A 13023-nucleotide genomic window follows, 5' to 3' on the forward strand; every position below is an offset into this window, starting at 1 on the left:
ACTCCGCCAGCACAACCTCATGTCCTTGGCTGTAACCGGCATAAAACTCCATCAACTCATCCACCATCACCTGCATGGATGCGCCATCGGAAACCACATGATGCTGAACGACCGTCAGGACGTGATCATCCTCGGCCAGCTTCAACAATTTCACACGTAACAACGGGCCGGTCAGCAGATCAAAAGGCTGCTGAATTTCCCGATCAACAAATGCGGCTATGGCTGTTTCCAGTGGCGTCTCATCGACTGCCAGAGTGTCGACGTGCACCTCACAGTCCATATGATCGTGCACGATTTGATAAGGAGAACCGTTGTCATGCGCAAAGGTAGTGCGCAGTGTCTCGTGGCGAGTCACCAGGCTCTGGAAACTGCTGCGCAACGCCGCCAGATCAAGTACTCCACGCAGGCGTAAAGCAACCGGGATATGGTAGGCAGCGCTGTGAGGATCCATCTGCCAAAGGAACCACTGTCGCTGCTGGGCATAGGAAAGAGGTGGCTGCGTGTTCAGCGACTGGCCTTTCGGGATAGGCAAGTTGGCCAGCGATACGCCTTGTTCAAGCATCATCGCCAGGTAGCGTTTACGTTTGTCTGCGGTAAGGGTCATGAAACGCTCAACCACACCCAATGCTGTATTACGATCCATCAAATCTCCTCCAATTCATCAAACAACAGGTGCAACGTGTTGAGTTTTTCTACATTGAGCGACTCTGATTTTTTCTCAAGTTGCTCAACAAACTGCCCCAGTAAAGGAAACTGGAAAACCAACTGCATACCCGGATTCAAACCAAACTCGAGTTGCAAGCGTGATACCAATTGAGTCACAAGCAATGAATGCCCACCCAGTTCAAAAAAGTGATCATTCACCCCAATTTTCTCAACCCCCAGAATCGCACCCCACAAGTCAGCAATGCGCTGCTCCAACACTGTTCGAGGGGCCAGATAGATGTTCATTGCAACTTCGTCCGGACGAGGTAGGGCTTTACGATCAAGCTTCCCATTCGGTGTCTGAGGCAGTTGCTCAAGGAACAGCAGGTGGGTGGGCTGCATAAAATCGGGCAAATGCTGTTTTAGATTACTTCTAACAACTTCTCGCCGTAGGCTAACCTCCTCCTGCGTGTCAGTAACTACGGTTTCAGATGCAACAATATAAGCAACCAATTGCGCACCGCTTGGCGTATCCAAAGCGATTACTACGGCATCCTTGACCTCTGACAACGACAGCAAATGAGATTCGATTTCGCCCAACTCAATTCGGAATCCTCGAACTTTTACTTGATGATCGATACGACCGACATATTGAATGACCCCGTCAGCATCGTAGCGTGTCAAATCACCCGTACGATAAAGCCGACTACCAGGTTTACCGTAAGGATTCGGCAGATAACGCAATGCTGTTAAAGCAGGCTGTCCCAGGTAGCCACGGGTTACTCCTGCTCCCGAGAGATACAGCTCTGAGGCCGTCATTAAAGGTGCTGGTTGGAAATCGAGACTGAGAATGTAGCTTTGCGTCGCCAGCAACGGCCGACCAATATTCGCCTGCCCTCCTCGCTCCCGACGAGCATGGGTTGAGTAAGTCGTGTCTTCAGAGGGACCGTAAAGGTCGTTCACTTGGGTAATAGAAGTCTCGGCATACAAACGATCCACCAAATTTTGACGTAGTGGCTCTCCTGCCAGATTGATGGTTTTCACCGAGGTAGGTATCTGGTGATTAGAGAGCAGAGCCGACGCGGCGGATGGCACTGTATTTATTAGACAAACTTCATCACGAGCAGGTAAATCAGGCAACTCCAATGCGTTGCGAGCCAACACAAAGTAACCACCACAGGCCAACGTAACAAACAGCTCCCAGACAGACAGATCAAAGCAAATTGAAGTTGATGCAAGAACACCTCGCATTTGCTCTTTTTTATACGTTTCCTGCGTCCACCGAACCAACGCTGCAACGTTATCATGGGTAATAGCAACACCCTTAGGCTTGCCAGTGGAACCTGATGTATAAATCACGTAAGCCAAGTTCTGAGGTGTACATCCACTTTGCGGATTTTCAATACTGCCATGCTCACATTCAAGACTTTCGCCCACCAAAACCAGGTTACCAGCAAACTCCGGTAGGGCACTGAGAGATGAATTATCTGTCAATAACACCTGCGCACGGCTGTCTTGGATCATATGCGACAGTCGTTGTGCCGGATAGTTAGGATCAAGCGGCACATAGGCACCACCAGATTTTAGAACAGCAAGTAACGCTACAACCATATTGGTGTTGCGCTGCAGTGCCACTCCAACACAAACTTCAGGGCCAACTCCCAATTCATGTAATCGATACGTCAGCCTATTTGCCGCTTCATTGAGCTGCCGATAGCTAACTACCTCTTGCCCATCAATCAGTGCCGTCACATCGGGATTGAGTGCAGCTTGCTTTTCAATCAAGTGATGAATGCACTGTGGGTAGTTACCCCCCTCTTCCTCCGCATTCCAATCATGCAAAATACGTTGTCGCTCACTATGAGCCATCATATTAAGTGAACCCAAACACTCTTGCGACTGCTCGACAAAACTTAACAACAGCATTTGCAGATGTGTACCTATAGCTTGAACACTGGCATTCGACAACAAACTTTTTGCATAACTAAAATGCAAAGAAAGTACATCACCGAGATCGACAAGCAATGTCAACGGATAACTGTTCTGCTCATGACTGCCCACATTTGAGAAACGCAGCCCCTTAGGAGCACCTTTTTCCAGCGCTTCGGACAGAGGGTAGTTCTCAAAAACCAGTAGCGTGTCAAACAGCGCGCCGCCAGAAAGCCCTGCCCATCGTTGAATCTCAAATAACGGTGTGTGCTCATGCTCACGCAGTTCTAGATTCAATTCTTGTAGAGATCTGAGCCAATCACCTATCTGATATTCCGGCAGTGGTGTACTGATGACTGGCAAAGTATTGATGAATAAACCCACCTGTTGCTCAATACCGTCAAGTTCAGTTGGACGCCCGGCAACAGTGGCACCAAATGCTACTGTCTGCTGACCGGTATAACGCTGCAGCAGCAGGCACCATGCAGCCTGAACCATGGTATTAAGTGTCACTCGTTGTTGTCTGGCAAACTCACCCAGCCGCTTGGTGAGCACAGGATCAATAATTTTGAAAACATTACCGTAAGACGTTGCATCAGCACTCGCGGAATCTGAGAGTGCACCTGATAAATAGGTTGGTGCTTGCAGGGATGCCAACTGTTCCTTCCAGAAACGCTCGCTGATACGGGGATCGCGATCTTGCAGCCAAGCAATATAGTCCCGGTAGTGAAGCGACTGAGGGACCGGAGATTGACCTGCATATCGCTGGAGTAATTCACCCTGTAGTTGTGAGTTGCTCCAACCATCCATCAAGATATGGTGGAAGGTGTAGATCAAATGGAAACGGTCATCCTCAATACGTACTGCGGCAACCCTCAGCAACGGTGGAGCAAGTAGGTCAAACCCTTTACTCTTCTGCTCATCAGCCAAACAGTCCAAATGCGCTTTCACATCTTCACGCGATCTCCAATCCAACTCGACAAAAGGTAAATCAACATCTCGATGAACACATTGAACCGGTCGTTCAAGTCCGCCCTGCCATAAAAATGCAGTACGTAAAATATCATGACTATTGAGTGACGCCTGCCAAGCCATGATCATGGCCTCACAGTTCAACCCCTCAACGTCCATACGCATTTGATTGATGTAACTGCCTTCCGCATTTTCGGATAGAGAGTGAAAGAGAATTCCTTGCTGCATCGGTGATAGTGGATAAATATCTTGAATATTATTACAGGCAAATGGCAGCGTATCCAACTGGCCCTGGGTAAGTCCGGCCAATGGAAAGTCGGAGGGCGTTACACCGGGACTTTCGATAGAAATACAATGTTCTATCAAAAATTCCAGTTCCTGAGCGTACTCATCAGCCAGTTTTTTTATGCACTCTCGAGCAAACATCTGAGCACTGAAGGTCCAACCCATACTGAGCTGCCCCCCAAAAACCTCGCCATTAAGACTCAACCAATTACCAAGAGGCGACTTAGGACTACGCTCTGAACCTCGCTGTTCTCCGCTGGGAAGGAAAAGAGACGTCTTCTCGTCAAAACTACTATCGAATTGACCAAGGTAGTTAAATGTGATTCGCGGCGTGGCTAACGCCGAAAGCATCTGCTGAGTATCCGCATTGCCCAGATAACGCAATATGCCATAGCCAATACCTTTATTGGGAATAGCTCTTAGTTGTTCCTTGATCTCCTTGATAGAACAGCCAATGGTTTCAGCCGGAGTGAGCTTTACCGGAAACATACTGGTAAACCAGCCGATCGTACGTGTTAGGTCAGCATCCTTGAAAAGCTCTTCTCGCCCGTGACCTTCAAGTTGCAGCAAAACGCTGGAAGTGCCCGTCCATCGACTGATAACCCGTGCCAGCGCGGTCAATAGCAAATCATTAACTTGAGTGCGATAGGCTGATGGCGCCTGCTGAAGTAGTTTTTGCGTCAAATCCTGACTCAGTACGGTGTAAACACTGACCGCCTGTTCGCACAACGGAGCACCCTGCACATTCACATCAGGTAGGTCCTGAATTACGTCGCTCGACTGCTCTTTCCAGTAATCTAATTCTTGTTGCAAAACCTCACTGTCCGCATAGGCCTGAATCTGCAGAGACCAGTCTTTTACAGAACTGGTCTTGAAAGGCAGACGCACTGGAATTTTTTCAGATAATTGCAGATACGCTGTACGCAGGTCCTCCAAAAGAATCCGCCAGGACACACCATCAATTACCAAATGATGTGCGACCAGTAGCAGACGCTGACTACCATCCTTTAGCCCCATCAACACAACCCGCAGGAGCGGACCGTCACCTAATCGCAAGCTACTTTGCGCTCGTACCCCCCACTGTTCTAACTCTGTCAAATCTATTGCGTCGGTATGCCAGAATGCCGATGACTCCGGAGATGAGTCGGCGTACTTGGGCATCACGCCATACTCGGTTCGCCATCCCGATGGCCTTTCATTAAACGTCTGACGCAAAGCGTCATGATGTTTCAGCACTTCATCAAGTGCCTGCTCACAAAGCTTGGCGTCGATAAGTTCAGTTGGTCTCAGTAGTATCGATTGATTCCAATGATGGCGCTCTGGGATATCTTCTTCGAAAAACCAACGCTGAATAGGCAGCAACCCAAGCTCTCCCTCTAAAGGAGACGAATCGGTCGTTGAAGCAACGTCGTCTAACCGAGCAACTGCCGCCAGACTACAGACTGTTTGATGCTGAAATAGCTCTTTCGGCGTAAAACGAATACCCGCCTGACGAGCCCGGCTAACCACTTGAATGGAAATGATCGAGTCACCGCCCAACTCAAAGAAGTTATCGGTGATTCCGACTTTTTCCAGGCGCAGGACGTCCTGCCAGATGCTGGCAATACGCTGTTCAAGCTCGCTCTGCGGGGCAATATAGGCTTGCTGCAGCTGGCTGGCATCCGGTGCCGGCAAGGCCCGACGATCCAGCTTGCCGTTCGGCGTGACCGGCAGGTTTTCCAGGAACAGCAGGTGCGCCGGCACCATGTAGTCCGGCAGGTTTTCTTTCAGCTTCGCTTTCAGATCTTCACGCAGCGCTGCCTGTACATCGGCGTCGGCGCTGAACACGTTAGGCACCACATAACCCACCAACTGCAGGCCACCGACCCCTTCCAGGGCCAGGACCACGGTCTCGCGCACGGTCTCCTGTTCCAGCAGGCGCGCTTCGATCTCACCCAGCTCGATACGCAGGCCACGAATCTTCACCTGATGGTCAATTCGGCCCTTGTATTCGATCACGCCCGTGGCGCGATAGGACGACAGGTCGCCGGTGCGGTACAAACGGCTGCCCGGTACTTCGGCAAAAGGATCGGGGATAAAACGTTCGGCGGTCAGCGCTGGACGGCGATGGTAACCACGGGCCAGGCCCAGGCCGCCGAGCACCAGTTCACCGGTTGCACCTTGTGGCACAGGGTTCAACGAAGTGTCGAGGATATGGGTGTAGAGGTTGGCGATCGGCTGGCCAATCGGCACGCTGTCCAAACCCTCGTCCACGCAGGTCCAGTGGGTGACGTCGATGGCCGCTTCGGTCGGGCCATACAGGTTGTACAACTGGGCTGCCGGCAAGCGAGCAAACACCTGCAACTGCGCATCCACCTGCAAGGCTTCGCCACTGCACATGATTTGCTTGAGGTGGGTGCAGCGTTCAACACCCGGCTCATGGATAAACACCTGGAGCATCGACGGCACGAAGTGCAGGGTGGTGACCTGGTGACGTTGAATCGTCGCGATGAGTTTTTCCGGTTCGCGGTGTTCACCTGGGGCTGCGATGGCCAAACGAGCACCGGTCATCAGCGGCCAGAAGAACTCCCACACCGAAACGTCGAAGCTGAAAGGGGTTTTCTGCAGCACAGTGTCGCTGGCGTCCAGCGGATAGGCCTCTTGCATCCAGGCCAGGCGGTTGTGCAAGGCGATATGGCGGTTACCGGCGCCCTTGGGTTTGCCGGTGGAGCCGGAGGTGTAGATCACGTAGGCAAGGTTTTCCGCCAGCACTTCGATCTGCGGGTTGGCGTCGCTGTAGGTGCTGACATCCGCCTCCAACAGCAGCGTTTGCCCGCCAAACACCGGCAGGCCAGACAAGAGAGGCTCCTGGGTCAGCAGCAGGTCAATGCCACTGTCCTCGAACATGTAGCTCAGGCGATCCTGCGGGTACTCGGGGTCGAGCGGCACGTAAGCGCCGCCGGCCTTGAGGATGGCCATCAAACCGATGACCATGTCCAGGGAACGCTCGGCGGCAATGCCGACCATCACTTCGGGACCAACGCCCAGCTCGATCAGCTTATGGGCCAGCTGGTTAGTGCGACGGTTGAGCTGGTCGTAGGTCAACTGCTGCTCGCCAAACAACAGGGCAATCGACTCCGGCTTGAGTGCGGCCTGTTCTTCGAACAGCTGATGCACCGGCAACGGATTGGGGTAGTGGGTGGTGGTCTGGTTCCAGGCGCGCAGGGTGTGCGTCATCTCCGACGCGTCCAGCATCGGCAACTCGCCGACCGCCAATTGCGGCTGGCTCACCACTGCTTGCAGCAAATTGAGCCAATGCCCAGCCATTCGCTCAACCGTCGAGGCATCGAACAAGTCAGTCGCGTAGCTCAATGAAGCGTTCAGGCCACCTTCGGTTTCCACCACATCCAGGGTCAGGTCGAACTGCGCCGTGTTGTTTTCCCAGCCCAGGCCTTCGACCTGCAAGCCCGCCAGGTTCTGCGAAGTGGCACCGCGCCCGGCATCGCGCTGATAGTTGAACAGCACCTGGAACAGCGGGTTGTGGCTCATGCTCCGCTCAGGGTGCAGGGCCTCGACCAGTTGGTCGAAGGGCAGGTCCTGGTAGACCTGGGCGTCCAGGGACGCTTGCTTGACCTGCTGCAACAAGGCACTGAATGTCGGCTGCTGATCGAAGCGTGCACGCAGGATCTGGGTGTTGACGAAGAAGCCGATCAGGCGCTCGGTTTCCACACGGTTGCGGTTGGCGATCGGTACGCCGACGCGAATATCGTTCTGCCCACTGTAGCGATGCAGCAGGGTCTGGAACGACGCCAGCAACAGCATGAAGGGGGTCACGCCTTGCTGCTGGGCCAGTTGTTTGAGCCCGGCGCTAAGGTGTTCGGCCAGGGGCACCGCAAGGGTCGCGCCACGCAGGCTCTGGACCGCCGGCCGTGGTCGGTCGCTCGGCAGTTCAAGTACTGGCTGTTCGTCACCCAACTGGGCAGTCCAGTAGGCCAGTTGACGCTCCCGCTCTCCCGCTTCCATCCAACTGCGCTGCCAGATGGCGTAGTCGGCGTACTGGATCGGCAACACGGCCAGCTCGGCGTCACGGCCTTCACGCTGGGCGGCGTAAAGCTGGATCAATTCCTCGACCATCACCGGCATCGACCAGCCATCGGCGACGATGTGGTGGACTGTGAGCACCAGCACGTGTTCGTCCTGTGCCACCTGCAGCAGGCAAACCCGCAACAAAGGCCCGGAGGCCAAATCGAAAGGCTGTTGCGTCTCGCTCTCGACGAATGCCTTGATCCAGGCCTCCTGCTCGGCGCCTTGCAGGTTAGCCGGCAAGGCACTGTGCTGCAGTCGCAGGGCCTGCTGCTGGGCAATGCGTTGCTGCGGCTGCTCACCCTCTTCGACGAAGGTCGTGCGCAGGGACTGATGGCGGGCGATCAGTTGGTTGAACGCCGCCTCCAACGCTTCGCTGTCCAGTACGCCCTTCAGGCGCAGGGCGGTAGGGATGTTGTAGGCCGAGCTGCTGGGGTCGAACTTCCAGAGAAACCACTGGCGCTGCTGGGCGTAGGACAAAGGGATGGTGTCGAATTCATCCTGTACCGCCGGAATCGGCAATTGCACGAAACTCATGCCTTTGCTGCCGAGTTTTTCCAGGAAAGCTTTGCGCTGGGCCAGTGGCAGGCGGACAAAGCGTTGAACCAGGGCCAGTTGTTCTGTGTTGCGCATCAAATTGTCTCCAGTTCCGAAAGGAAATCGCTCAGGTCGCTGAGGTCACTCGCAGAACCCAGGTTTAAATAAGGGGAAGCCAACTCGACGTAGTCCGTCAGCGAGTCAGCCTTGAACAAGAGGTCCAGGGGCAGGTTCGCGCCAAACTCCAACTGCATGCGGGCGGTCACCTGGGTGGCGAGCAGCGAGTGCCCGCCCAGTTCGAAAAAGTGGTCGTCGAGGCCGACGCGCTCGACTTTCAGCACGTCCTGCCAGATCGCCGCGATACGCTGCTGCAACTCGCTTTGCGGTGCTGCATAGGCGCGCCCGGAGTGGGCCAGATCGGGAAGCGGCAAGGCCTTGCGGTCGAGCTTGCCGTTGGGGGTAAACGGCAGGGACGCCAGCAGGGTGAAACCACTGGGCACCATGTACTCGGGCAGGGTCTGCGCCAGTTGCCGCTTGAGCCGATTACGCAGTTCCAATTGCTCCTCGATCGGCGCTTGCAGCAGCCCGGCATCGGCTGCAACCACGTAGGCCGACAGCTGTTGGCCGGTGGGGCCCTCATGGGCAATGACCGCGGCCTCGCTGACCTCCGGCAATTGCTGCAGACGGGACTCGACTTCACCGATTTCGATGCGGAAGCCGCGAATCTTCACCTGGCTGTCCAGGCGCCCGAGGTACTCCAGGCTACCGTCGGCAAGACGCCGCACCAGGTCACCGGTGCGATACAACCTGGCACCTCGATTGCTAAAAGGATCGGCGACAAAACGCTCGGCACTCAGGCCCGGTCGGTCGAGGTAACCACGAGCCAAACCCGTGCCGCCCAGGTACAACTCGCCCGGCATGCCCTCCGGCAACAGATTCAGGTCGCTGCCCAGCACATAAGCCAGACGATCGCCCTCGCAACGACCAATCGGCGCGTAAGGCGTCGGGCAGGTATCCAGAGGGCCGGTTTTCCACAACAGCGGCGTAACCACACTTTCTGTCGGGCCGTAGCCGTTGATCATGATCTGTGGACGCAGGGCCTGGCGCACCAGCTCGAAACTGGCCCGTGGCATGGCATCTCCGCCGAAGCTGTAGAGCCTGACGGGCGGCGGGTTGCCATCCTGCTGGGCCAGCTCGGCCAGCTGGTGCAGGTACAGCGGTGGGAAACCAGCCATGGTCACGCCATGCTGGCGGATCGCGTCATAGGTTTGCCGGGCGGTCCACAGCTGGTTGTCGCGGATCAGCAAACGTCCCCCCTGGCTCAGGGTGGTCAACCAGCGCTCATGGGCGCCGTCAAAGGCGAACGACAGGAAATGCAACTCGCAATCAGCCGCCGTCATTTCATAGCTCAGGGCTGTGGCACGGCAATGCATGGCCAGGGGACCGTGGCTGACTGCAACGCCTTTAGGCTGGCCCGTGGAACCCGAGGTGTAGATGACATAAGCCAGGTTGTCGGCGTCCAGGACCGGAGCCGGGTTGCGACTGGAACCCTCGGCCAGGCTGTCGAGCATCAGGGTCGGCAAGCCTTGGGGCAACTGCAGGCGAGGCAACACGGCTTGCTGGGTCAAGAGCAGCGCCATGCCGCTGTCGGCCATCATGTAGCTCAGACGCTCTTCGGGGTAATCCGGGTCCAGTGGCACATAGGTGCCACCGGCCTTGAGCACGGCCAGCAGGGCCACGATCACTTCCAGGCTGCGAGGGAAGGCCACACCCACCCGGACGTCCGGGCCTACACCCTGCTCCAACAGGCGCTCGGCCAGGTAGTTGGCGCTGGCGTTGAGTTGACCGTAAGTCAAATGCTCGCCGGCAAACAACAGCGCCACGGCCTCCGGTGCCTCGGCCACTCGACGCTCGATTAGCCGGTGCACCGGCTCCTCGGCCACGGCGGCAACGGCCACCGGGCTGCCGAGCAGTGCCAGGCGTTCGGAGGTGCCCAGCATGGCCAACTCGCCCAAGGACGTGTGCGGCGCAGCGTGAGTCAGGCTCTCCAGCAGTTGGGCGAAATGACCACTGATCTGCTCGACGGCGGCGGCACTGAAATACTCATGCCCGTAGCCGTAATGCAACTCCAGGGTCTCCCCCAGCGCCACTGCCAAGGTCAGTGGGTAATGGGTCTGTTCGTGGTTGACCACCGAGCTGAAGCGCAACGCCTCGGGCGCTCCCCGCTCCAGAGCCTCGGACATCGGGTAGTTCTCGAACACCAGGATGTTGTCGAACAGCGCTTCCCCGCCCTGCCCGGCCCAACGCTGGATTTCAAACAAGGGCGTGTGTTCATGTTCGCGCAAAGCCAGGTTCTGCGACTGCACCTGTTGCAGCCAGGCGCTGACCGACAGGACCGGATCAGGCGTGGCCACGATCGGCAGCGTGTTGATGAACAGCCCGATCTGTTGCTCGATGCCCTTCAGGTCGGCCGGACGTCCTGCCACGGTGGCGCCAAACGCCACGGTGGCTTGGCCGGTGTAACGCTGCAAAAGCAGCAGCCAGGCTGCCTGGACCAGGGTATTGACAGTGATTTTCTGCTCACGGGCGAACTCGGCAAAATGCCGGGTACGCTGGGCATCGAAGCCTTGATGAAGAACGCTGCGGCCTTCGTGCTCAGATGCCGACGGCAGATGGGCCAGCGCCAGGGACAGCCGAGTCGGTGCCTCGAAGGTCGCCAGCTGCCCCTGCCAGAAGGCCTGGTCCGCTTGCTGATCCTGCCCCTGGAGCCAGGCGATGTAATCGCGATAGCGGCTGAGCTGGGCCGCCGGGCCGTGGCCGCTGTAGCGCTGCAGCACTTCGCCCAGCAACTGCGAGTTGCTCCAGCCGTCCATCAGGATGTGATGGTTGGTGTAGATCAGGTGGTGGCTGTCGTCCCCGGTCTGGATCAGCACCAGCCGCAGCAGCGGCGCACGGGCCAGGTCGAAAGCGGTCTCGCGCTCAATACGATCCTGCTGCTCCAGGGCCTGGGCCAGATCACTGCGATGGCGCCAGTCCATGACCTGAAACGGCAACTCGACCTGCTTGAACACCACTTGCACTGGCTGCTCCAGCGAGCCCTGCCAGATAAAACCGGTGCGCAGAATGTCGTGGGCGTCCAGGGTTGCCTGCCAGGCATCACGGAAACGCTCGAGGTCCAGGCCGCTGACCTCCAGGCGCATCTGGTTGATGTAATCCCCGGTCGCCTGTTGGTAGAGGGAATGAAACAACATGCCCTGCTGCATCGGTGACAGCGGGTAAAGGTCCGCCACATCCCGGGCGGCCAACGGCAGTTGGTCCAGTTGCGCCTGGTCCAGCGAGGCCAATGGGAAATCGCTTGGGGTCAGGCTGGCGTTTTCCTCCCGGCAGCAATGCTCGATCAGCGCTTGCAACTCGGCACTGTAGTCATCCGCCAGATGCTGGACGGTGGCCACGTCGAAGCGCTCGAGGCTAAAGGTCCAGCCCAGGGTGAACACGTCGTCGTAGACCTGGCCATTGAGGGTCAGCCAGTTACCCAGGGGTGCTTGCGGGTCCTGGTTGGCGCCGCCACCCAGACCGCTCGGCACGAACAGGCCCGACGGGGTGTTGTCGAAACTGCCATCGAACTGCCCGAGGTAGTTGAAGGTAATACGCGGTGCCGGCAGGGCCTTGAGGGCCTGCTGTACAGGGGCCTCCCCCAGATAACGCAAAACGCCGAAGCCCAGCCCTTTGTTGGGGATCGCACGCAGCTGCTCCTTGACGGCCTTGATCGACGCCTCTGGGCTGGCGTTGGCGGTCAACTTGACCGGGAACAGGCTGGTGAACCAACCCAGGGTCCGGGTCAGGTCGACGTTATCGAACAACTCTTCGCGACCATGGCCTTCCAGCTGGATCAGCACCGAATCATTACCCGACCAACGCGCGATCACTCGCGCCAGGGCCGTGAGCAACAGATCGTTGACCTGTGTGCGATAGGCCGCAGGCGCCTGCTGCAGCAGTTGACGGGTCAGGCTGCTGCTCAACTGCGACTGCACCGTCCGAGCGTGACAGTGCAGGTCCCGGTCCTGGGCACGATCACAGGGCAGTGAATCACTCACGTCCTGCAACTGCGCCATCCAGAAGTCCTGCTCCTGGGCCATCTGCGAACTGTGGGCATAACCTTCAAGCTGCTCGGCCCAGTGTTTGAAGGCACTGGTCTTGGCCGGCAGCACCAGGGCTTGCCCTTGCTGCAATTGACGATAGGCAGTTTGCAGGTCTTCCAGCAGCACCCGCCAGGAGACGCCGTCCACCACCAGGTGATGGATAACCAGCAACACGTGCTGGCTGCCATCGGCCATCTGCGCCAGCACCGCACGCATCAACGGGCCATGCTCCAGGTCTAGGCTGCGCTGGGCCTTCTCGCCCAGGGCCTCGAACTCCGCAGGATCGGCCACCTCCACCTGCCACAACAACGACGCGCCTGGCGACGCCGCAGGGGCCAGGAAAACCCCACGCCAGCTGTCGCCCTCAGGTTGAAAGCTCAGACGCAGGGCATCATGTTGCTGCACCACCGCCGACAAGGCTTTTTCCAGCAGCTCAGCCTCGACAGGAACCAGG

Annotated in this window: 3 protein-coding genes; all 3 read right to left on the bottom strand. The window is 57.1% G+C overall.

Going from position 1 to position 13023, the window contains the following annotated elements:
* A partial coding sequence (locus M1B34_RS25110; protein ID WP_268266520.1) for a condensation domain-containing protein occupies positions 1-643 on the bottom strand: 643 nt, incomplete at its 3' end.
* A complete protein-coding gene (locus tag M1B34_RS25115) occupies positions 643-8526 on the bottom strand; it encodes a non-ribosomal peptide synthetase (RefSeq protein WP_268266521.1) in 7884 nt (2627 codons plus the stop codon). The genes M1B34_RS25115 and M1B34_RS25110, both read right to left, overlap by 1 nt.
* Positions 8526-13023, bottom strand: a 4498-nt coding sequence (locus M1B34_RS25120) for an amino acid adenylation domain-containing protein (RefSeq protein ID WP_268266522.1), incomplete at its 5' end; no start/stop codon positions are given. The genes M1B34_RS25115 and M1B34_RS25120, both read right to left, overlap by 1 nt.

The sequence above is a fragment of the Pseudomonas morbosilactucae genome, assembly GCF_023241715.1.
Taxonomy (GTDB): domain Bacteria; phylum Pseudomonadota; class Gammaproteobacteria; order Pseudomonadales; family Pseudomonadaceae; genus Aquipseudomonas; species Aquipseudomonas morbosilactucae.